At 73.4% G+C, this 20,458-nt stretch carries 21 protein-coding genes; 13 read left to right on the top strand and 8 right to left on the bottom strand.

Annotated elements, in window-relative coordinates:
• The first annotated feature begins 16 nt into the window (after positions 1-16).
• From OHA72_RS39195 to OHA72_RS39225, 7 genes are all read left to right on the top strand, one after another.
• Positions 17-892 carry a branched-chain amino acid ABC transporter permease gene (locus tag OHA72_RS39195; RefSeq protein WP_327001128.1) on the top strand — a complete coding sequence of 292 codons (876 nt, stop codon included), beginning with the start codon at positions 17-19 and terminating at the stop codon, positions 890-892.
• Positions 889-1,848, top strand: coding sequence for a branched-chain amino acid ABC transporter permease (locus OHA72_RS39200; RefSeq protein WP_327001129.1), 960 nt, complete (start codon positions 889-891; stop codon positions 1,846-1,848). The genes OHA72_RS39195 and OHA72_RS39200 overlap by 4 nt, the downstream gene beginning before the upstream one ends.
• On the top strand, positions 1,841-2,665 hold the full coding sequence (locus OHA72_RS39205; protein ID WP_327001130.1) for an ABC transporter ATP-binding protein: 825 nt from the start codon (positions 1,841-1,843) through the stop codon (positions 2,663-2,665). Before OHA72_RS39200 ends, OHA72_RS39205 begins: the two co-directional genes overlap by 8 nt.
• Positions 2,652-3,371: an ABC transporter ATP-binding protein gene (locus OHA72_RS39210; RefSeq protein ID WP_327001131.1), complete on the top strand. Its 720-nt coding sequence runs from the start codon at positions 2,652-2,654 to the stop codon at positions 3,369-3,371. Before OHA72_RS39205 ends, OHA72_RS39210 begins: the two co-directional genes overlap by 14 nt.
• Positions 3,372-3,392: 21 nt before the next feature.
• Positions 3,393-3,689, top strand: a complete 297-nt coding sequence (locus OHA72_RS39215; RefSeq protein WP_327001132.1) for a hypothetical protein — start codon at positions 3,393-3,395, stop codon at positions 3,687-3,689.
• A 27-nt stretch (positions 3,690-3,716) separates the two neighbouring features.
• Complete coding sequence (locus OHA72_RS39220; protein ID WP_327001133.1) at positions 3,717-4,484, top strand: PH domain-containing protein; 768 nt, start codon at positions 3,717-3,719, stop codon at positions 4,482-4,484.
• 446 nt (positions 4,485-4,930) lie between these two features.
• Positions 4,931-5,344 (top strand): hypothetical protein, encoded by a 414-nt coding sequence (locus tag OHA72_RS39225; protein ID WP_327001134.1) that lies wholly within the window; start codon positions 4,931-4,933, stop codon positions 5,342-5,344.
• Positions 5,345-5,396: 52 nt separating this feature from the next.
• On the opposite strand, the gene OHA72_RS39230 is transcribed toward OHA72_RS39225, so the two are convergent.
• The 4 genes from OHA72_RS39230 to OHA72_RS39245 are packed head-to-tail and all read right to left on the bottom strand — an operon-like array spanning position 5,397 to position 9,235.
• Positions 5,397-6,380, bottom strand: a complete 984-nt coding sequence (locus OHA72_RS39230; RefSeq protein WP_327001135.1) for an acyl-CoA dehydrogenase family protein — start codon at positions 6,378-6,380, stop codon at positions 5,397-5,399.
• Entirely contained in the window at positions 6,377-7,537 is a 1,161-nt protein-coding gene (locus OHA72_RS39235) for an acyl-CoA dehydrogenase family protein (protein ID WP_327001136.1), read from the bottom strand. Before OHA72_RS39235 ends, OHA72_RS39230 begins: the two co-directional genes overlap by 4 nt.
• A complete protein-coding gene (locus tag OHA72_RS39240) occupies positions 7,527-8,372 on the bottom strand; it encodes an SDR family oxidoreductase (RefSeq protein WP_327001137.1) in 846 nt (281 codons plus the stop codon). The genes OHA72_RS39235 and OHA72_RS39240 overlap by 11 nt, the downstream gene beginning before the upstream one ends.
• Positions 8,369-9,235: an LLM class F420-dependent oxidoreductase gene (locus tag OHA72_RS39245; protein WP_327001138.1), complete on the bottom strand. Its 867-nt coding sequence runs from the start codon at positions 9,233-9,235 to the stop codon at positions 8,369-8,371. Before OHA72_RS39245 ends, OHA72_RS39240 begins: the two co-directional genes overlap by 4 nt.
• Positions 9,236-9,276: 41 nt before the next feature.
• On the opposite strand from OHA72_RS39245, the gene OHA72_RS39250 reads away from it, so the two are divergent.
• On the top strand, positions 9,277-10,020 hold the full coding sequence (locus OHA72_RS39250) for an SDR family NAD(P)-dependent oxidoreductase (protein WP_327001139.1): 744 nt from the start codon (positions 9,277-9,279) through the stop codon (positions 10,018-10,020).
• 57 nt (positions 10,021-10,077) lie between these two features.
• Positions 10,078-10,266 (top strand): hypothetical protein, encoded by a 189-nt coding sequence (locus OHA72_RS39255; protein WP_327001140.1) that lies wholly within the window; start codon positions 10,078-10,080, stop codon positions 10,264-10,266.
• 74 nt (positions 10,267-10,340) lie between these two features.
• Here OHA72_RS39255 and OHA72_RS39260 read toward each other — a convergent pair whose 3' ends face one another.
• The gene (locus tag OHA72_RS39260; protein WP_327001141.1) at positions 10,341-11,084 is read right to left on the bottom strand and encodes a TioE family transcriptional regulator; all 744 of its coding nucleotides are present in this window, start codon (positions 11,082-11,084) and stop codon (positions 10,341-10,343) included.
• Positions 11,085-11,131: 47 nt separating this feature from the next.
• On the opposite strand from OHA72_RS39260, the gene OHA72_RS39265 reads away from it, so the two are divergent.
• Complete coding sequence (locus tag OHA72_RS39265; RefSeq protein ID WP_327001142.1) at positions 11,132-12,304, top strand: erythromycin esterase family protein; 1,173 nt, start codon at positions 11,132-11,134, stop codon at positions 12,302-12,304.
• Here OHA72_RS39265 and OHA72_RS39270 read toward each other — a convergent pair.
• Positions 12,232-12,678 carry an MMPL family transporter gene (locus OHA72_RS39270; RefSeq protein ID WP_327001143.1) on the bottom strand — a complete coding sequence of 149 codons (447 nt, stop codon included), beginning with the start codon at positions 12,676-12,678 and terminating at the stop codon, positions 12,232-12,234. The two genes, OHA72_RS39265 and OHA72_RS39270, sit on opposite strands and share 73 nt — an antisense overlap.
• A gap of 117 nt (positions 12,679-12,795) precedes the next feature.
• Here OHA72_RS39270 and OHA72_RS39275 point away from each other — a divergent pair, with 117 nt between their 5' ends.
• Positions 12,796-13,689, top strand: coding sequence for an oxygenase MpaB family protein (locus OHA72_RS39275; protein ID WP_327001144.1), 894 nt, complete (start codon positions 12,796-12,798; stop codon positions 13,687-13,689).
• A gap of 22 nt (positions 13,690-13,711) precedes the next feature.
• On the opposite strand, the gene OHA72_RS39280 is transcribed toward OHA72_RS39275, so the two are convergent.
• Together OHA72_RS39280 and OHA72_RS39285 are read right to left on the bottom strand one after the other, a co-directional pair.
• Complete coding sequence (locus tag OHA72_RS39280; protein WP_327001145.1) at positions 13,712-15,535, bottom strand: AMP-dependent synthetase/ligase; 1,824 nt, start codon at positions 15,533-15,535, stop codon at positions 13,712-13,714.
• A 151-nt stretch (positions 15,536-15,686) separates the two neighbouring features.
• Complete coding sequence (locus OHA72_RS39285) at positions 15,687-16,913, bottom strand: TetR/AcrR family transcriptional regulator (protein ID WP_327001146.1); 1,227 nt, start codon at positions 16,911-16,913, stop codon at positions 15,687-15,689.
• A 158-nt stretch (positions 16,914-17,071) separates the two neighbouring features.
• On the opposite strand from OHA72_RS39285, the gene OHA72_RS39290 reads away from it, so the two are divergent.
• Both OHA72_RS39290 and OHA72_RS39295 read left to right on the top strand, forming a co-directional pair.
• Positions 17,072-18,283 (top strand): acetyl-CoA C-acetyltransferase, encoded by a 1,212-nt coding sequence (locus tag OHA72_RS39290; protein ID WP_327001147.1) that lies wholly within the window; start codon positions 17,072-17,074, stop codon positions 18,281-18,283.
• Positions 18,283-20,394 (top strand): 3-hydroxyacyl-CoA dehydrogenase NAD-binding domain-containing protein, encoded by a 2,112-nt coding sequence (locus tag OHA72_RS39295; RefSeq protein ID WP_327001148.1) that lies wholly within the window; start codon positions 18,283-18,285, stop codon positions 20,392-20,394. The genes OHA72_RS39290 and OHA72_RS39295 overlap by 1 nt, the downstream gene beginning before the upstream one ends.
• Positions 20,395-20,458 lie beyond the last annotated feature (64 nt).

Raw genomic sequence — 20,458 nt, forward strand, 5'->3', positions numbered from 1 at the left:
TAGGGAGGTAACAGGTATGGGCCAGTTGCAGCTGTGGTTGTCCGCCCTCGAGATGGGGTGTTTCTTCGGCCTGCTCGCGCTGGCCTACTACCTGGTCCTGGTGGGCGCCGGGTTCTTCAACTTCGCGATCGGACCGTACGCGATGGTCGGCGGTCTGTGCACGTCGTACCTGGTGCTCTACGAGGACATGAACGTGTGGGTCGCGGCGGCGGTGGCGATCAGCGCCGCCGCGGCGCTCGCCGTGATCACCGAGCTGGCGGTGGTCCGTCCGGTGCAACGGCGCTCCGGCGGCGGCGAACTGCCCGCCCTGGTCGCCGTCGCGGCGGTGCTCTTCGCGATCCAGCAGCTCGGGGGGTACCTCTTCGGCTACACCACGCTGCCGGGGCAGAACCTGCTCACGTTCGACCCGGTGACCGTCGGCGAGACGGCGATCCAGCCCAGTGCGCTGGTGCTGGTCGCGTTCACCGTCGTGGCGTTCGCCGGCCTCGCCGTGTGGGTCCGCAGCACCCGCAGCGGCCGGCTGCTGCGGGCCGTCGGCGACAGCACCCACGCCGCCCGGCTGCTCGGCCTGCCGGTCAACCGGGTGCGGCTCATCGCGTTCGTGCTGTCGGGGCTGCTCGCCGGGATCACCGGCCTGCTGTTCGCCCCGAAGGCGGGCGTCAGCTCCCTGTCGGGGCTCAGCTGGGCCCTGTCGGGCTTCCTCGCGATGGTCGTCGGCGGCACCGGCTCGGTCTGGGCGCCGCTCGTCGGCGGGCTGCTGCTCGGCGCCGTCGAGGTCTTCGTCCCCTACTACTTCGGCGGGCAGTCCCACGTGTACGGGCTGCTGATCGTCGCCCTGGTGTTCTTCGCCCTCAAACCGAGCGGCCTGTTCGTGCGGAGGGTACGAGCATGAAACGCTTCCCCGGCTCCTTCGGCCTGCTGGGCGGTGTCGTGGGCGCGGTGCTGATCCTGGTCTGGGTCGGCGCCGACGGCTACAAGCAGACGCTGGTCACCACCACCGCCACCTACGCGCTGATCGCACTCGGCATGTACGTGCCGTACCTGATGGCCGGGTCGCTGTCGATGGCCTACGGCGCGTACGCCGGCATCGGCGGCTACGCCGTCGGGCTGATCTCCAACAAGAGCGGCCTGCCGCTGGTCGTGGCCTGGATCGTCGGGCCGATCGTCGCGGCGGCGGTGGCGGTGCTGCTCGGCCTGGCCACCCGCAGGCTGTCCGGCTTCTTCCTCGCCGCGGTGACCCTGCTGTTCGGCATGGCGTTCACCGCCTGGCTGGTGGACGCCGAAGGCATCTCCGGCGGCTCCGGCGGCCTCGGCAGCCTCCGCAAGCTCAACATCCTCGGCTGGCAGCCCAGCCACTACGAGGTCGTCGTCGGCTCCACCGTCGTGGTGTGCGTCATCGCGTTCCTGCTCGACCGGCTGCGGATGTCACCGTGGGGCGTGATCGTGCGGACCATGCGCGACGCGCCCCGCGCCGTGGAGGCCGCAGGGGTGCGGGTACCGATGATGAACCTGGTGTCCCTCGCCATCGGCGCCGCCATCGCGGCCGTCGGCGGCGGCCTGTTCACCTACTCCGCCGGCAGCGTCACCCCGGACACCTTCACCCTCAACCTGGTGTTCCTGGCCATCTTCATGCCGCTCATCGGCGGCTCGGCGACCCCGTGGGGCGCGGTCCTCGGCGCGGTCATCGCGGTCGAGCTGACCCTGAACTTCCCCGCCGTGGAGACCAGCGGCACGCTGATCCTCGCCCTCGGCGTCCTCGTCATCCTGCTCGTCGCGCCGCAGGGCGTGATCGGATACGCGGGCAGGCTCGCCAAGCTCGCCAGAATCACAGGAGGACGCCGTGGCTGAGACGCTCCTCGTCGGCACCGGCCTGACGAAACGCTACGGCGGGGTCACCGCACTGCAGGACGTGTCGTTCTCGCTGACCGCCGGCGAGGTCCTCGGCCTCGTCGGGCCCAACGGCGCGGGCAAGACGACCCTGGTCGACCTCATCTCCGGCGCGCAGCCGGCCACCGAGGGCGCCCTGACGCTGCGCGGGCAGCGCCTGACCGGGCCCGCGTCCCGGCGGGCCAAGGCCGGCCTCGCCCGGACGTTCCAGTATCCGCAGCTCGCCCTGGAGCTCACCGTCGGGGAGAACCTGCTGCTCGGCCGGGTCGCCCGCCGGCACGGCACGGTCTGGCAGATGATCGCCGGCTCGTTCAGCGGGGCGCTGCGCCCGTATCCGGCCGCCGACACCGCCGCCGTCGCCGCGATCGCCGAGGAGCTCGGCATCGACCGCCTGGACCGGCCCGCCGGGGACCTGTCCCTGGGCGAGCAGCGCCTCGTCGAGGTCGGCCGCGCCCTCGGCCAGGACCCCCTGGTCCTGCTGCTCGACGAGCCGTTCGCCGGCTCCGACGCGGCCGGCGTCACCGGCATCTCCGAGGTGGTGCGCACCGTGCAGCGCCGCGGCCACGCGGTGATCCTGGTCGACCACAACGTCGACCTCGTCGCCGGGCTGGTCGACCGGATCATGCTGCTGGACCGCGGGCGGTCGGTGTTCGACGGCTCGCCCCGCGAGTGCCTCGACAGCCCGCAGATGCAGCAGGTGTACTTCGGGGTCACCGAAGGAGCACCCGAAGACGCCGTTGAAGACGCCCCCGAGGAGGTCGACCGTGTCGGCTCATGAACTGCGGCTGGAAGGGCTGACCGTCCGGTACGGGCACGCCAGCGCCGTGGCCGGCGTCGACATCGTGGCGCCCGGCGGCGTGATCACCGCCCTGGTCGGCCCGAACGGCGCCGGCAAGAGCAGCGCGCTGCTCGCCGCGTACGGCTCCGTCGCCGCGACCGGCCGGGTGTTCCTCGACGGCGACGACGTCAGCAAGCTCAAGCCCGCCGCGCGGGCCCGCGCCGGGATCGCCGTCGTGCCCCAGGGCCGCCAGCTGTTCCCGAAGCTCAACGTCGTGGACAACCTGCAGGTCATGGCGGAGCTGCTGCGCCTGCCGCGCAGCGCCGTGCAGACCGCGATCGACCGGTTCCCGATCCTGCGGACCCGGATGAAGAGCCTCGTCGGCGTGCTGTCCGGCGGCGAGCAGCAGATGCTCGTCGTGTCACGGGCGCTGATGGGCTCCCCGCGGGTGCTGCTGCTCGACGAGATGATGACCGGGCTCGCCCCGCTCGTCGTGCAGGAGCTGCTGCGCACCGTCACCCAGCTCGCGGGCGAGGGCGTCGCGGTGCTCATGGCGGAGCCCGCCCTCGGCGCGGTCCGCGGCGCCGTCGACCGCGGCTACGTCCTGGTCCGCGGCGAGGTCGTCGCGACCCGCGAGGACGGCGGCGCGGCGCTGGACGACGAGTACCGCACCCGCATGGGCGTGCTGAAGACCGCCGCGCACTGAGCGCTCTGTACCGTCCGGCGGGTGGGCGCGGACGCGGACGTGCATGTCTTTGACCACGACCGCTACCGGCACACGGTGGCGCCCGGCCTGATCGAACTGATCGGCGGCGCCGGGCCCACCCCGTGGTTCAACGGCGTGTGCGACCGGCTCGGCGACGGCTTCGGACCCACCTGGCGGGACCTGGCCGCCGCGCTGCGGGCGCGGCCCACCGACCTGGCCAGGCACTGCACCTGGCTCGGCGAGGACCTGTGCCACCGGGCAGGTCGCAGGCCGCCCGCGACGGCTGGGAGGGTCACCCCGTCCGCCGGGACACCATGACGGTGCCCGGCCGCCTACGCTTCTGTGATGTCGTTCGCCTGGCGGATCGCCGCCACCCTCGCCGCCGCGGCGACGCTCGCCGCCCTCCTGACGAACAGGTTCGTGCTGCAACCCGTGTACTGGCGGATCGAGCCGTCGTCGCTCGGCCTGTGCCTGGGCCTCACCGGGTTCCTGCTCGCCTCGGCCGGGCCGGCGCTGGTCTACCTGTGGCTGACCCGCCGCGGCCCGCGCGCCACCGCGACGTTCCAGCGCGCCGCGGACGCCCAGGCGTTCGTGGTCCCCGACTCGCCGGTGTTCCCCGGCCTGGTGGCGTGCGCGCTCATGATGCAGGCCGGCAACATGATGCCGTACGAGCGCGTGCCCGACACCGACCAGGTCCGGCTGGCGGACGACACCGAGTTCCTGGTCCTGGCCGCGCTGCTCGCCGTCCTCGCGCTGGCGCTGATCTGGCTGCCCGGCCCGTCGGTGCGCCTGACACCGGCCGGCCTCGCCCTCCGGCAACCGTTCGGCTCGCGGGCGATCCGCTGGGAGGACCTGCTGCCCGGCGGCCCCCACCCGGGCGGCCCCTGGAGGATGCGGCTGCTGTACAACGGCGGCAAACCCCGCCCGGCGCGCTGCGACCTGCCGACGCACCGGCTCCGCATCGACGCCGTCTTCCTGGCCACCGTGGTGCGCCACTACGCGGAGCGCCCCGAACACCGCGCCGACATCGGCACCCAGGCCGAACTCGACCGCCTCGAGTCCGCCTACACCACGTGGCGCCCGGCCCCGAGCCCGTCGCCCCAACCGGCGTAGGGTCACACGACCCCGCCGAGCGGAAGCTCGACCGGAACCCGTTGACGAGGACGTCTGGAGCCGCGAGACGCGGCGCCTGCGGACCTCGCTCGGCCGGGCACTCACAGTGCAGTACGGCGGCAGGACCAGGCGGGAACAGCCCTTCACCCCGAACAACGTCGACTGGCTGGTCTCCTGGCACGCGGCCAAGGCGGCAAAGCGTTGGGACCGCACCCGGACGGTCGAGGTTGCCGCAGCTCTCGTGCCAGCGGTCCCGCAGGCGCTGACAGCCAGGTACTACGGCAGCGTCATGGTGATAGGCCTTGGCGTGATACTCGCTGTGCTTGCGTTGTCGGGCTGGGCGTTCGCGTTCGGCATCGTCGCTGCCGCCGGCATCGTCGCCGGGCTCAGCACTGCGGCGGTCAACGGTCCGGCCGTCCTGACACACCGCGCACGGAGAACGCACCGTGGAACGCGTGGCCAGGCGCGCTTCCGGCAGCGACCGAAAGCTGACTTCCGCACGCGCGCTGCACCTCACGATCAAGGACGGAAACTCCATCTATGCGCTGATCGAGAACTTCGACCAGGGATTTCTCGACCGCATCAAGGAGGACCCGTCGACGCTGGAGGAACTGACCCAGGACGCGGCCGGTGTCACGGGCGCGCTGCGCACGCTCGAGGCGATCGCGGCGGAAGGCGCGGCCTGGATCGAAGAGGAGCGGAAGCGCCGCAACCGCCGGCTCCGTGACTACAACAGGCGCCAGCGTCGGCGGGCACTCGGCGCCGCGCCGTCGCTCGACCTGGGCAACCTCCCTCGGCAGGCTCGAACGCAGGCCGGTGAGATCGCCCGCCGTCGGCGAGCTGGGCGACCGGTGGGGTGACGACGACTGAAGGCCACCGATCGGGTCCTGCGCGGCGGCTCCGGGCCGGGGGCTACAGGCCGGCGCGGGTGAGCAGGAGACGGCGCAAGGTCACGGGGTCGTCGGCGAGGAGGCGGTTCGTGGTGGCGCGTTTCAGGTAGCGGTGGGCGTCGTGCTCCCAGGTGAAGCCGATGCCGCCGAGGAGCTGGATCGACGCGCGGGTCACCGTCCAGGCGGCCTCGGTGGCGATGAGTTTCGCCAGGGGGGCGGCGGTCGGGAAGTCGGGGGTGCCGGCGGCGCGCAGGGCGTACCACACGGACGACACGGCCTGTTCGAGCTGGACGTGCAGGTCGGCGACGCGGTGCCGCAGCGCCTGGAAGGTGGCCAGGGGCACCCCGAACTGTGAACGGGTGCGCAGGTGCTCGGCGGTGAGCCGCAGGGAGGCGCGGGCGACGCCGACGGACTCGGCGGCCAGGGCCACGTGCAGCAGGTCCCGGGCGTGGGCGGGGTCGCGGGAGACGAGGCGGCCGGGTGTCTGCCACAGCACGAGGGTGCCCTGGCCGCGGGTCTGGTCCAGGGTCGGTTGCGGGCGGACGGCGGGGTCGGTGACGGCGTACAGCGCAGTGCCGTCGGACACCAGCACGACCCCGGCCGCGTCTGCGTCCAGGACGTGCGCGAACGAGCCGTCCAGGACGTAGCCGTCGCGGTCGGGGCGGGCGGTGCAGTCGCCGTCGAGGGCGAGGGTGCCGACGAGGTCGCCGGCGGCGAGGGCGGGCAGCAGCGCGGCGGCGTCGGGCAGGGCCGGGTCGAGGGCGAGGGCGGCGACGGTGGTGGACAGCAGCGGCAGGGTGAGCAGCGCGGCGCCGGCCTCCTCCAGGACGATGCCGAGCTCGACCAGGGAGGCGCCGAAGCCGCCGTGCTCCTCGCCGATCGCCAGGGCGGTCAGGCCCAGCTCGCCGGTGAGGCGGTCCCATTTCGCGCCGGTACCGAAGAACGCGGCGACGCTGTCACGCAGGGCGGCGTGCTCGGCGTCCATTGTGGACGGCTGGTCGGTCATCGGGTGCCTCGCTGGACTCGGCCGAGGATCTGGTCGGCGACGATGTTGCGCTGGATCTCGTCGGAGCCGCCGTAGATGGTGTCGGCGCGGGTGAACAGGAACAGCCGCTGGGCGTCGGTCAGCTCGTACGGTGCCGCCTCGGCGACGGTGGAGGCGGCGCCGCCGACGTCCATGGCGAGCTCGCCGAGGCGCTGGTGCCAGCCCGCCCAGAGCAGTTTGGCCACCGACGCGCCGGTCGGGTCCGGTGCGGTCGCCGACAGCGCCCGCAGCGCGTGGTGGCGCAGGCCCTGCAGCCCGGCCCACGCGTCGGCGATGCGGTCGGCGACGACCGGGTCGTCGAAGGATCCGTTGGCGCGGGCGGCGGCGACGACGGCGGCGAGCTCCCGGGCGAAGCCGAGCTGCTGGCCGAGGGTGGCGACGCCGCGCTCGTAGGACAGGGTGCTGGTGGCGACCCGCCAGCCGTCGCCGGGTGCGCCGACGACCAGGTCGGCGTCGGCGAGCGCACCGTCGAAGAAGACCTCGTTGAACTCCGACGTGCCCGTCAGCTGCATGATGGGCCGCACCGTGACGCCGGGCTGCCGCATCGGCACGAGCAGGTAGGACAGGCCGGCCTTGCGGGTCGCGGCCGGGTCGGTGCGGGCCAGGACGAAGCACCAGTCGGCGACGTGCGCCAGCGACGTCCACACCTTCTGCCCGGTGATCCGCCACCGCCCGTCCTCCAGGGTGGCGCGGGTGCGCACGCCGGCGAGGTCGGAGCCGGCGCCGGGCTCGGAGTAGCCCTGGCACCACAGCTCCTCGGCGCGGGCGATCGGCGGCAGGAACCGGTCGCGCTGCGCGTCGGTGCCGTGCGCGATCAGGGTCGGCGCGAGCAGGTACTCGCCGATGTGGCTGAGCCTGCCGGGGCCGCCGGCGCGGGCGTACTCCTCGAAGAACACCACCTGCTCGGCGATGCTCGCGCCGCGCCCGTATGGTGCGGGCCAGCCGAGGCCGATCCAGCCGGCGGCGCCCAGCACCCGCTCCCACCTGGCTCGCAGGTCGAGCTGCTCGTGCTCGCGGCCGGGGCCGCCGGCGCCGATCAGCGGGGCGAACTCGCCGGTCAGGTGCTCGCGCAGCCATGCGCGGATGTCGGCGGCGCGCAGGGCGATCTCAGGCGCCATAGACGGCCGCCGGGGCTGGGGCGCGCGACAGCAGGTCGCGCACGACGGGGCCGAGCTCGTCGGGGTGCCAGCGGCGGCCGGCGTCGCGGGTCTCGCCGTGCTGCCAGCCGTCGGCGACGCTGACGCGGCCGCCGGAGACCTCGAAGACGCGGCCGGTCACGTCGCCGCTGTCGGCGCCGGCGAGCCAGACGACCAGCGGGGACACGTTGCCGGGGGCCATCTCGTCGAAGCCGCTGTCGGGGGCGCGCATGGCGTCGGCGAAGACCTCCTCGGTCATGGCGGTGCGGGCGCTGGGGGCGATGGCGTTGACGGTGACGCCGTAGCGGGCCAGTTCCGCGGCGGCGACCTGGGTCAGTGCGGCGATCCCGGCCTTCGCGGCGCTGTAACTGGCCTGCCCGACGCTGCCCATGAGCCCGGCGCCGGACGTGGTGTTGACGACCCGCGCGGCGACGTCCTCGCCGGCCTTGGACCGGGCCCGCCAGTGCGCGGCGGCGTGCCGCAGCGGGGCCGCGGTGCCTTTGAGGTTGACCCGCATGACGGCGTCCCACTCGTCCTCGGCAAGGTTGACGACCATCCGGTCGCGGGCCAGGCCGGCGTTGTTGACGAGGGCGTCGAGGCGGCCGTGCTCGGCGACGGCCCTGCCGATGAGGGCGGCGGCGAAGTCCCAGTCGGCGATGTCGCCGGGGAACGCCACCGCGCCGGTGAGCGCCGCGACCTCGGCGAGCGCGCCGGCGTCGAGGTCGTTGACGACGAGACGGGCCCCGGTCTCGGCGAACGCGAGCGCGTGCGCCCGCCCGAGTCCCTGCGCGGCCCCCGTGATGACGACGGATCTCATACTCGCAGCACCTCTCGCTGGTACCGGCGGACCTTGTCCCGTACGCCGACGGGATCGTTCGGGTCGGCGCGGATGACGACCCGGGCGACGCCGAGGGAGCGCAGCGTCTCCAGGTCCCCGACGTTGCCGGGGGCCCGCATGGTGATCTCGACGTCGTCGATGGTGCGGCCGGCGGCGGCGCATTCGGCGGCCAGGGCGGCGCGCAGCTCGGCGAACCGGTCGCCGGTGACGCCGAGGGGGTACCAGCCGCTGCCGAAGCGGGCGGCGCGGCGCACGGCGGCCATGGAGTGCCCGCCGACGATGATCGGCACGCCGCCGGGGCGGGTGGGCCGGGGGCGGCTGTGCACGTCCTGGAACGACACGAACCGGCCGGTGTGCGAGGCCGGCGCCCGGGTCCACAGGGCCTGCATGGCGGCGAGGTAGTCGTCGGCGCGGGCGCCGCGCTCCTCGAACGGCACGCCGACGGCGTCGTACTCCTCGCGCAGCCAGCCGACGCCGATGCCGGCCAGGAGCCGCCCGCCGCTGAGGACGTCGACGGTGGCGAGGCGTTTCGCGAGCTCGACGGGGTGGTGCTCGGGCAGGATGAGCATGGCGGTGCCCAGCCGCAGCCTCGTCGTGTGCGCGGCGGCGAAGGTGAGCCAGTGCAGCGGGTCGGGGATGTCGTCGTCGGCGCCGAGGCTCATCCGGCCGCCCGGATCGTAGGGGTAGGCGGAGGTGTAGTCGTCGGGGACGATCACGTGCTCGACGGCCCAGACCGACTCGCAGCCGAGATCCTCGAGCAGCTGGACGAAGCGGGCGGTGGTGGCGGGATCGGCGGCGCCGGTGCCGCCGAGAACGGGCATGACCCCGAGTTTCAGCTCCACGACGGGTACTCTACCAAACGCTTGCTTGGTAGCGTAAGCGCATGGATTTCAGGTTCCGCAAGGGCGTCGCCGTCGTCACCGGTGCCACCGGCGGCATCGGCTCCGCCGTCGCCCGCCTCCTCGCCGCCCGGGGCAGCCGCGTGCTGCTGGCGTACCGTGGCAACACCGCGGCGGCACAGGCCCTCGCCGCCGAACTGCCGGACGCGACCGCCCACCGCGTCGATCTGGCCGATCCGGCGTCGTGCGCGGCGCTGATCGACGCCGCACCGGTCGTGCACACGCTCGTGCACGCCGCCGGTCCTCATGTACCGATGCTGCACCTGAGCCGGGTCGCGCCGGAGCGGTTCGCCGCGCAGCTCAACGACGACGTGGCCGGGTTCTTCAACATCCTCGCCGTAGCGCTGCCGCGACTGCGCGAGTCACGGGGCAGCCTGGTCGCGGTCACCACCGCCGCCACCCGCCGGTTTCCCGTCCGCGACGGGCTCTCCGCGGCCCCGAAGGCGGCGGTGGAGGCGTTGGTACGCGGCATCGCCGCCGAGGAGGGACGCTTCGGTGTCCGCGCGAACTGCGTGGGACCGGGCATGCTCACCGACGGCATGGCGGTCCGCCTGATGGCCGACGGCGACCTCGACGAGCGGGCCCTGGAGGTGACGCGGGCCAACATCCCGCTGCGGATGTTCGGCACGGCCACCGATGTCGCCGAGGCGGTGTGCTTCCTCGCCAGCGACCGGGCCAGGTTCATCACCGGCCAGAAGCTCGACGTCGACGGCGGCTACGCCGCCTGACCGGACCCGCGCGGGGTCTGGCGATGGACATCACCGAGCGGACCGGACGGCGGGAAGGTGCTCACCGACGGCGAGTCGCCGAGCGGGCCGATCGGTGCGGATCCCGCGTGGTTCCTGCCGTTCGCGATCGGGGATGTCGATCCGGAACGCGTGCGGGCGGCGCTACTCGCGTGCAAGGAGTACACCTTCGCCGAGGAGCACCATGACGCGATCCTGAACAGTCTCGGGCTGCCGTCGTGCAACTGATGCACGGACCCGGAGATCGATGAGGGCGAGGCTCCCGGGCGCAGACGCCCGATGGGGTAGGCGGCCGGGCACCGTCATGGTGTCCCGGCGGATGGGGTGACCCGTGCGCCGAGGTAGGCGTCCAGCGCGGCGGCGCCGGCGAGCATGGCGCGGCTCCTGGCCGACAGGCGGGCGTGCCAGTCGCCCAGCATCGACTCCAGCGGCGCGACGCCTCCGGCGGCATGGACCTGGGCGATCACCGCGGCGATCTGCTCCAGCAGGTAGCCGCCGCGCCTGAGCTGGTGGGCCAGCAGCGCGTCGCGGACGTCGGCCTCGCTGTAGACCCGGTAGCCGGTGCGCGGGTCGCGGCGCGGCCGGATCAGCCCGGCGCGTTCCCACTTGCGCAGCGTCGCCGGGCGGATGCCGAGCCGCCGCGACAGCGGGCCGACGAACGTGTCGCCGCGGCCCCGTGGCACCGGGTCGAGGTCGCGGAGCGCGGCCTCGACGGCCTGGAGGGTGCGGCGGTCGTCGAGCAGCTGGGCGTGGCTCTCGTCGATGAGCCGCAGCGCGTCCTCGGTCGCGTCGCGGTGGACGGCCTGCATGACGGCGGTGGCCGTCTGGTGGCCGTGCCCGGGCACCAGCGCGAGGAACGCGCGCAGGGCGAGGGCGTGCAGCGGCGTGTAGGTGCGGTATCCGTGCGGGGTGCGGCCCGCGCCGGGCAGGATGCCGGCCGCCTCGTAGTTCCGGATCGCCTGGGTGGACAGGCCGTGCCCGCGCGCCAGGTCGACCGGCCTGAGCCGTTCGCCGTCTTGAAGGTTTCGCCCCACAGCACCACTCACCACCGCGTCCAGGTTTCAACCGGAGGTTCAACGATACCGTTGATGGCATGACGATTGGTACCGAGGATGTCATGCGGCTGCTGCCCACCCGGCCGCGGCTGCTCGCGCTCGGCGAGCCCACCCACGGTGAGGAAAGCCTGCTCGGCGTGCGCAACGAACTGTTCCGGCAACTCGTCGAGCGGGAGGGCTACCGGACGATCGCGATCGAGAGCGACTGCCTCATGGGCCTGGTCGTGGACGACTACGTCACGTCCGGCGAGGGCACGCTGGACGAGGCCATGGAGCACGGCTTCAGCCACGAGTGGGGCGCCTTCCCCGGCAACCGCGAGCTGGTGCGCTGGATGCGCGCATACAACATGCGCGCGGACGAGGAGGGCCGGCCCGGGCCCGAGCGGTTGCGGTTCGCCGGGTTCGACGGCCCCCTGGAGATCACCGCCGCCGCGAGCCCACGGCAGGCCCTGATCGGGCTGCACGCCTACCTCTCGGCGCGGGCCGACGCCGACCTGCTCCCGTGCGACGCAGGCACCCTCGAGGGTCTGCTCGGCGCCGACGACCGCTGGACGAACCCAGCCGCGATGTGGGACCCGGCGCACTCGGTGGGCCGGACCCCGGAGGTCGTGCGGCTGCGGGTGCTCGCCGACGACCTCGTGTCGGTGCTCGAGGCGCAGAGGCCGCAGCTGATCGCGACGTCAACGCGGGAGGAGTGGGACCGGGCCCGGCTGTACGGGCGCACGGCCACCGGCCTGCTGCGGTACCACTTCCGGATGGCCGACACCACAGAGGGCCGGATGGCGTGGCTGCTGGCCCTGCGCGACTCGATGATGGCCGCCAACCTCCTCGCTGTCGCCGAGCGCGGCCCGGCCCTGGTGAGCGCCCACAACGGCCATCTGCAGCGGCACAAGAGCACGATGCGGATGGGTGGGGAGCCGGTGCAGTGGTGGAGCGCCGGCGCGATCGTCGACGCTCACCTCGGCGGCGATTACGGCTTCCTGGCCACCGCCGTCGGCACCATCCGGCACCGTGGCGTGGACGCCCCGCCGCCGGACACCGTCGAAGGCCTGCTGTACGCGCGGCCGGAGGACCGGTGCGTCATCGGCCCGGTCCTCGGCGGCGGCACGCCCGTGCCGCGCGTGTCCCCGTGGTTCGGCTACGCCCCGCTGGACCCGGCCATGCTGTCCGGCCTGGACGGGATCGTGTTCGTCAAGGACGCCGTGCGATAGGAGCCGTCGGACTCACGGATGCCGAAGCGGCGGAACACCCGCAGCAGCGGCCCCGGCAGCCACCAGTTCGCCCGGCCGAGCAGCCGCATCGTCGCCGGCACCAGCAGCGCCCGCACGATCGTCGCGTCGACGACCAGGGCGATGATCATGCCGATGCCGATCATCTTGATGAACGAGATGCCGCCGGTGGCGAAGCCGCCGACCACGACGATGAGCAGCAGGGCGGCCGAGGTGATGATGGCGCCGGTGCGCTGCGGGCCGGTCGCGACCGCGGTGGTGTTGTCGCCGGTGCGGTCCCACTCCTCGCGGACCCGGGACAGCAGGAACACCTCGTAGTCGGTCGACAGCCCGAACAGCACGGCGAGGATGAGCACTCGCTGGCTCGCCTCGAGGTCGCCGGTTGCGGTGACGCCCAGCGCGCCGCTGCCGGCAGCGCCCGCCGGGGGATTGACAGTCGTCGTAGCATATCAAATATCAAAAGAGGAGCTGCGATGGGGAGAAGCCGCTGGACCCGCCGGATCCTCGAGCTGGACCCGGTGCGCGACCACGCCGAGATCTACCGGATCTCCGCCGGCTACGAGTTCCCGTGGGACTACCAGCGGGCCTTGGAGCTGGCGCTGCTGCGCACGTACTGCGTGCCGAGCATCTCGGCGCTGCTGGACGCGACCGGCGAGTTCCGCGACCGGCCGCAGCGCCGCTACGACGACACCGCCCTGCTCATGACCGAGCTGGCCGCGCACGGCTACGACTCGGTGCGCGGCCGCGAGGCGCTGCGGGTGATCAACCGGGCGCACGGGCGGTACGCGATCGGCAACGACGACATGCTCTACGTGCTGTCGACGTTCATCTACGTCCCGATCGACTGGATCGAGCGGTACGGCTGGCGCCGGCTCACCGGGCACGAGCGCGTCGCCGCCTACGAGTTCTACCGGGCGGTCGGCCGGCGGATGGGCATCCGCGACATCCCGGACGGCTTCGCCGAGTTCCGCCGCTTCAAGCTCGACTACGAGGCCGCGACGTTCCGGTACAGCGAGTCGAACCACCGCATCGCCCGGTACACCATCGGCCTGTTCGCCGGCTGGTTCCCGGCCCCGCTGCGCCCGGCGGTCCGGCTCGGCCTGCGCACCATGCTGGACGCGCCGATGCTGGCGGCGTTCGGCCTGCAACCGGCGCCGCGATGGGTGTCCGGCGCGGCCCGGGCCGGCCTGCGCGCCTGGGCCCTGGTCGTGCGGCTGCTGCCGGCGCGGCGCCGATCCCGGCTCGGCGTCGACCCGCGCAACCGCACCTACCCGGGCTACCCGCAGGGGTACCGCCCGTCGGACCTCGGCGCGCCGCCCCCGCCCGCCGACCTCGACCCGTCGTGGCTGCGCCCGCCCGGCCCATGAGCGGGTCGGGCGGGATCCCGCCTCAGGCGTAGAGGCCGTCGATGACGCCGGCGTAGCGGTCGATGATCACCCGGCGGCGCAGCTTCAGCGTCGGCGTCACCTCGCCGGTCACCGGCGACCAGGCCGACGGCAGTACGCGGAACGTCTTGATCTGCTCCGGTCGTGACAGCTTCGCGTTGGCGGCGTCGACCGCCGCCTGGATCTCCGCCAGCAGCACCGGGTCGGCCGACAGCTCCGCCAGCTCCGGGGTGAGGCCGCGGGCGCGGGCCCACGCCGGCGCCATCTCCTCGTCGAGGACGACGAGCGCGGTCACGTACGGGCGGCGGTCGCCGATCGCCACCGCCTGGCCGATCAGCGGATGCGCCCGCAGCAGGTTCTCGATCTGCGCCGGCGCGATGTTCTTGCCGCTGGAGGTGATGATGAGTTCCTTCTTGCGGTCGGTGATGGTGAGGAACCCGTCGCCGTCGAGCACCCCGACGTCGCCCGTGGCGAGCCACCCGTCGGCGTCCGTCGCCGGCTCCACCCCGCCGTCGGGGCGCAGGTAGCCCAGGCAGACCAGCGGGCCGCGCACCAGGATCTCGCCGTCGTCGGCGAGCCGCAGCTCCATGCCGGGGTTGACCCGTCCGACGGTGCCGGTGCGAAACGCTTCGGGGGCGTTGATCGTGGCGGTGCCGGTGGTCTCCGTCATGCCCCAGACCTCCAGCACGTCCAGCCCGCAGCCGGCGAGGAACCGCAGCACCGCGACCGGGATCGGCGCCGAGCCGCTGCCGGTCCAGCCGGCCCGGTCCAGGCCCAGGCGTGCCCGCACCGGCCGGAGGACCTTGTCGTCGAGGGCGGCCACCCGGGCGGCGAGCTCCTCGGGCACCGGCCGGCCGGCCTCGCGTAGCTCGTAGGACTCCTGGGCGGCCGCGCTCGCCGCCTCGAACGCGCCACGGACGGCGGGGTCGGCCGCGGCGAGGAAGCCCTGGATGCCGGCGACCATCTTCTCCCACACCCGGGGCACGCCGAAGAACGACACCGGGCGCACGGCGAGCAGCCCGGCGGCGAGCTGCGTCGGGTCGGCGCAGATGGTGACGTGCCCGGCCCGGTACACCGCGTTGTAGATACCCAGCATCCGCTCGGCGATGTGCGCGAGCGGCAGGTACGCCAGCGCGGGGGAGTGGTCCGGCACCGGCACCGTCGCCTCCAGCACGACCGCCTGGTACACCACGTTGCGGTGGCTGAGCAGCACGCCCTTCGGGTCGCCGGTGGTGCCCGAGGTGTAGAGCAGCGTGACGGGCTGCTCCGGTCGCACCGCCCGCCAGAGCCGCTCGAATCCGGCCGGGTCGGCCGCCGCGCCCGCCGCTTCGAGGTCGTGCAGCGCGACGGTGGCGGCCTCGGGCGGGCCGTCGACCTGCACCACCGCGTGCAGCGCGGGCAGCTCGTCGAGGAACGGCCGGATCCGGTCGAGCTGGGCGGTGTTCTCGACCACGATCACGCGTGCCTGGCTGTGCTGGGCGAGGTAGCGCACCTGCTCGCCGCTGAGCGTGGCGTAGGCGGTGGCCGGCACCGCGCCGAGGTGCGCGGCGGCGAGGTCGACCAGCCAGTGCTCCGGCCGGCTGGACATGAGCATCAGCATGCGGTCGCCGGGGCGCAGGCCGGCGTCGTGCAGGCCCAGGGTGATGGCGGCGACCCGGTCGCGCACCTGCGCCCAGGTCAGGGTGCCGGTGCCGCCCAGCGTGCTGAGGGCGGGCAGGTCGCCGAACTCGGCGGCGTTGCGGTCGAGCAGCGAAGGGATGGTCAGGCCGGCGGCGGTCGCGGCGAACCGCTGCGCGAGGTCGTCCTGGGTGTCGGTGGCAGGGGTCATCGTGGTGCCTCCCTTACCCGGCGACCGTGAACGGGGTGTGGTCACCGGAGTGTCGTGGCGTCAGACGTCGCCGGAGCGAGGCACGGGCACACCGCCGTCGCTCCTGTGGGCACTGTAAACGACGGTTAACTTTCTGGGAAGGTGGCGGGCGTCAGGCGGCCAGCGCGGTGAGCGCCAGCCGGGCGACGAACGCGTCGGCGCCGCCGGCCTGCGTGAAGCGCAGCGCCCGGCCCAGGTCGGTGACCAGGTTGATGGCGGCGTGCACCAGCACCCGGGCGTCGGCCGCCGGTAGGCCGGGCCGGACCTGGGTGAGCAGCCGCACCCACTCCTCCACGTGCAGCCGCTGGACCTTGCGCAGCTCGTGCCGGTCCGGCTCGGGCAGGTTGTTGTTCTCGGCGAGATACACCAGGACGAGATCGCTCTCGCCGAACGCGAACCCGACGTAGGCCTCGACCAGCCGGCGCAGGGCGTCGTCGGGGTCGGCGGCGCCCCGCAGTGCCGCCGCCGTCGACGCGGCGAGCCGGTCGGACGCGCGGTAGTACGCGGCGGCGAGCAGGTCACCCTTGCTCGGGAAGTAGCGGTACACGCTGGAGGCGTTGATCCCGGCGGCGCCGCCGATGTCCTCCATGGCGACGGCGTGGTAGCCGAGCCGGTGGAACAGCCGGATCGCGGCGGCGAGCAGCAGCTCCCGGCGCGACTCGAGCCCGGGCGCCGGCTGCTCGACGGGGTGCCCGTCGGTGCCCTCCGCGGTCCGGCCGGTCGCGGCGCGCGCGGAGCGGATCGCCGACGCGGACGGCGGGTCGGCGCGCAGCATCGCCCAGCCGAGCCGCTGCAGCGTCGCCTCGGCGCGGGTCTTCGGCGCGGTGGCCCGGTGGGTGGTCAGGCTGCCGAAGGTGCTCAGCGAGGCGCGCACCAGGAACTCGGCGCCGCCCGCGGACAGCTCCGGGCGCAGCCGGCGCAGCGGCTCCGTGAGCCTGCCGTTGAGGGCGGCGAGGGCGGTGCGGAACTCGGTGCGGTGCTCGTCGGCGAGGTAGCGCCACTCCCACTGGTAGAGCGCGCCGACCTTGCGCCGCTCGACGGTGAACCGCGCCAGGGACGCCAGCTGGGCGTCCAGGACCGCCGCCGGGTCGTCGCCCGGCGCCTCCTGTGCCGCGTCCAGTGCCGCCGTGACCAGCTCGCGGGTGGCGTGGACCAGGATCGCGTACTTGTTGGGGAAGTGCCGGTAGACCGCGGGCCCGCTGATCCCGACCGCCGCCGCGATCTCGTCGATGCCGACCAGGTGATACCCGCGCTCGCAGAACAGCTCTGCCGCGACGAGCGAGATCTGGGCCTTGCGGTTCTTCGGCCGCTTCCTGGGGGCGAGGTCGGTGGCTGGCACAAACGCAGAGCCTAACGCCCCGGGCCGGCGGCAATGCCGCCCATGTCACAGCCGATTCGCGCCGGTGGCCTTGACGGGCACGGAAAACGTCGGAGAAAGTTAACGCAGATTCGCACGCCGGCGCGCTGACGCGGCGGCGTCGGCCCGGAGAGGTTGCGATGACACAAGAGGCTTACGTGTTCGACGCGGTGCGGACGCCGCGCGGACGCGGGAAACAGCACGGTTCCCTGCACGGGGTGAAGCCCGTGTCGCTGGTCGTGGGGCTGATCGACGAGCTGCGCTCCCGCCATCCCGGCCTGGACCCGGCCACGATCGACGACATCGTGCTCGGTGTCGTCTCGCCGATCGGCGATCAGGGCGCGGACATCGCCAAGACCGCGGCGATCGCGGCCGGGCTGCCGCACACCGTCGCCGGGGTACAGCTGAACCGGTTCTGCGCCTCCGGCCTGGAGGCGGTGAACATCGCCGCGCAGAAGGTCCGCGCGGGCTGGGAGGACCTGGTCCTGGCCGGCGGTGTCGAGTCCATGTCGCGGGTGCCGATGGGCTCCGACGGGGGCGCGTGGGCACTGGACCCGGAGACGAACTACACCACGCAGTTCATCCCGCAGGGCATCGGCGCCGACCTGATCGCGACCCTGGAGGGCTACACCCGCGAGGACGTCGACTCCTACGCGGTCGAGTCGCAGACCCGCGCGGCCAAGGCGTGGGCGGGCGGATACTTCGCCCGGTCGGTGGTGCCGGTCCGGGACCGCAACGGCCTGGTGGTGCTCGACCACGACGAGCACGTCCGCGCGTCCACCCCGGAGGGCCTCGCGGCGCTGCCGCCGTCGTTCGGGGCCATCGGCGAGCTGGGCGGCTTCGACGCCGTCGCGTTGCAGAAGTACCACTGGGTCGAACGCATCGAGCACGTGCACACGGCCGGCAACTCCTCCGGCATCGTCGACGGGGCGTCGCTCGTCCTGGTCGGCACCGAGCAGGCGGGCGCGGCGGCCGGGCTGACCCCACGGGCGAGGATCGTCGCGGCCGCCGTGTCCGGCGCCGACCCGACGATCATGCTGACGGGCCCGGCCCCGGCCAGCCGCAAGGCGCTCGCCAAGGCCGGCCTCACCGTCGAGGACATCGACCTGGTCGAGATGAACGAGGCGTTCGCCGCGGTCGTGCTGCGCTTCGCCAAGGACATGGGCTTCTCCCTGGACAAGGTCAACGTGAACGGCGGGGCGATCGCGATGGGTCACCCGCTGGGTGCGACGGGCGGGATGCTGCTCGGCACGATCGTCGACGAGCTGGAGCGCCGCGGCCAGCGGTACGGACTGGTCACCCTGTGCATCGGCGGCGGCATGGGCATCGCGACGATCGTGGAGCGGATCTGATGACCATTCGATACGACCGGGGTACCGACGGCGTCGTCGTGCTGACCCTCGACGACCCCAGCCGCGGCGCCAACACCATGAACGAGGCGTTCCTGGCCGCCCTGGACACCGTCCTGGACCGCCTCGAAGCGGAGCGCGCCGACATCACCGGTGTGATCATCACGTCGGCGAAGCAGACCTGGTTCGCCGGCGGCGACCTGGACATGCTCGGCAGCATCGGCGCGGACCAGGCCGCGCAGGCGTACGCGGCGGGGAAGCGCGTCAAGGACCAGCTGCGCCGCCTCGAGACGCTGGGCCGGCCCGTGGTCGCCGCGATCAACGGCACGGTGCTGGGCGGGGGGCTCGAACTGGCCCTCGCCTGCCACCACCGCGTCGTCGCCGACGACCGCAGGATCGAGATCGGGTTCCCCGAGGTCACGCTCGGCCTGCTGCCGGGCGGCGGCGGCGTGGTCCGCACGGTGCGGCTCCTCGGGATCACCGAGGCGCTGCTGCAGGTCCTGCTGAAGGGCCAGCGGCACAGGCCGGCGAAGGCCCTGGAGATCGGGCTGGTGCACGAGGTGGTGCCCGCCGGGCAGGTCATCGACGCGGCCCGGGCGTGGATCGCGGCGAACCCCGAGGCGGTGCAGCCCTGGGACGTGCGCGGCTACAAGATCCCCGGCGGCACGCCGAGCAGCCCGAAGCTCGCCGCGAACCTGCCGGCGTTCCCGGCGAACCTGCGCAAGGAGCTCAAGGGCGCCCCGTACCCGGCGCCGCGGAACATTCTCGCCGCGGCGGTCGAGGGCGCGCAGGTGGACCTGGCGACCGCGTTCGACATCGAGGCCCGCTACTTCACCGAACTGGCCACCGGCCAGATCGCGAAGAACATGATCCAGGCGTTCTTCTTCGACCTGCAGGCCGCCAACGCCCGCGGCTCCTCGACGCCGCCGTTCACGAAGGTCGCGGTGCTCGGCGCGGGCATGATGGGCGCGGGGATCGCCTACGTGTGCGCCCGCGCCGGCATGCAGGTGCTGCTCAAGGACGTCACCGTCGAGGCCGCCCAGCGGGGCAAGGCATACTCGGAGCGCCTGGTGGCCAAGGGCCGCGGCGGGCCCGACCTCCTGGACCGGATCACCCCGACCGCCGACCCCGCCGACCTCGCCGGCGCGGACCTGGTCATCGAGGCCGTGTTCGAGGACCCGGCGTTGAAGCACAAGGTGTTCGCCGAGATCGAGCACCTCGTCGCCGCGGACGCGCTGCTGTGCTCCAACACCTCCACCCTGCCCATCACCCTGCTCGCCGACGGCGTGCGCCGCCGGGAGGACTTCGTCGGCCTGCACTTCTTCTCGCCCGTGGACAAGATGCCCCTCGTCGAGGTCATCCGGAGCGGCACCACCACCGACGCCACCGTCGAGCGCGCCCTCGGCGTCGTGCGGCAGCTGCGCAAGACACCGATCGTCGTCAACGACAGCCGCGGCTTCTTCACCAGCCGCGTCATCGGCACCTTCACCAACGAGGGCGTCGCGATGCTCGCCGAGGGCATCGCCGCGCCATCGATCGAGCAGGCCAGCTCGCAGGCCGGCTACCCCGCGCCGGTGCTGCAACTCATGGACGAGCTGACCCTCACCCTGCCGCGCAAGATCCGTCGGGAGACCGCCGCCGCGGTCGCCGCCGCAGGCGACACGTGGACGCCGCACCCGGCCGACGCGGTCATCGACCGCATGATCGACGAGTTCGGGCGGCCCGGCCGGTCCGGCGGCGCCGGGTTCTACGAGTACGCCGACGGCAGGCGCACCCGCCTCTGGCCCGGCCTGCGGGAGCACTTCGCCAAGGACGACGTGCGGCCGCCGCTGGTCGACCTGCAGGAGCGGATGCTGTTCGCCGAGGCGCTCGAGTCCGTGCGGTGCCTCGACGAGGGCGTCCTCACCTCCGTCGCCGACGCCAACATCGGCTCCATCCTCGGCATCGGCTTCCCCGGCTGGACCGGCGGCGTCCTGCAGTACATCAACCAGTACGACGGCGGGCTGCCCGGCTTCATCGGCCGGGCCCGGGAACTCGCCGCCCGGTACGGATCCCGCTTCGACCCGCCCCAGCTCCTGCTCGACAAGGCCGCCCGCGGAGAACAGTTCCGCTGACCCGGCACCGGTCCGCCGCCGGGCCCGGAGCCGCAACGGCCCGGGTCCGGCGCGCGCGGCCGGC

This window comes from Dactylosporangium sp. NBC_01737, from assembly GCF_035963215.1.
In the GTDB taxonomy this organism is placed as follows: Bacteria; Actinomycetota; Actinomycetes; order Mycobacteriales; family Micromonosporaceae; genus Dactylosporangium.

Excerpts from the sequence above, each read along its gene's own strand:
- OHA72_RS39220 (WP_327001133.1), top strand. The coding sequence starts at position 3,717 with ATGTCGTTCGCCTGGCGGATCGCCGCCACCCTCGCCGCCGCGGCGACG.
- OHA72_RS39250 (WP_327001139.1), top strand. The coding sequence starts at position 9,277 with ATGGATTTCAGGTTCCGCAAGGGCGTCGCCGTCGTCACCGGTGCCACC.
- OHA72_RS39195 (WP_327001128.1), top strand. The coding sequence starts at position 17 with ATGGGCCAGTTGCAGCTGTGGTTGTCCGCCCTCGAGATGGGGTGTTTC.
- OHA72_RS39240 (WP_327001137.1), bottom strand. The coding sequence starts at position 8,372 with ATGAGATCCGTCGTCATCACGGGGGCCGCGCAGGGACTCGGGCGGGCG.
- OHA72_RS39275 (WP_327001144.1), top strand. The coding sequence starts at position 12,796 with ATGGGGAGAAGCCGCTGGACCCGCCGGATCCTCGAGCTGGACCCGGTG.
- OHA72_RS39290 (WP_327001147.1), top strand. The coding sequence starts at position 17,072 with ATGACACAAGAGGCTTACGTGTTCGACGCGGTGCGGACGCCGCGCGGA.
- OHA72_RS39280 (WP_327001145.1), bottom strand. The coding sequence starts at position 15,535 with ATGACCCCTGCCACCGACACCCAGGACGACCTCGCGCAGCGGTTCGCC.
- OHA72_RS39265 (WP_327001142.1), top strand. The coding sequence starts at position 11,132 with ATGACGATTGGTACCGAGGATGTCATGCGGCTGCTGCCCACCCGGCCG.
- OHA72_RS39295 (WP_327001148.1), top strand. The coding sequence starts at position 18,283 with ATGACCATTCGATACGACCGGGGTACCGACGGCGTCGTCGTGCTGACC.
- OHA72_RS39235 (WP_327001136.1), bottom strand. The coding sequence starts at position 7,537 with ATGGCGCCTGAGATCGCCCTGCGCGCCGCCGACATCCGCGCATGGCTG.
- OHA72_RS39200 (WP_327001129.1), top strand. The coding sequence starts at position 889 with ATGAAACGCTTCCCCGGCTCCTTCGGCCTGCTGGGCGGTGTCGTGGGC.
- OHA72_RS39230 (WP_327001135.1), bottom strand. The coding sequence starts at position 6,380 with ATGACCGACCAGCCGTCCACAATGGACGCCGAGCACGCCGCCCTGCGT.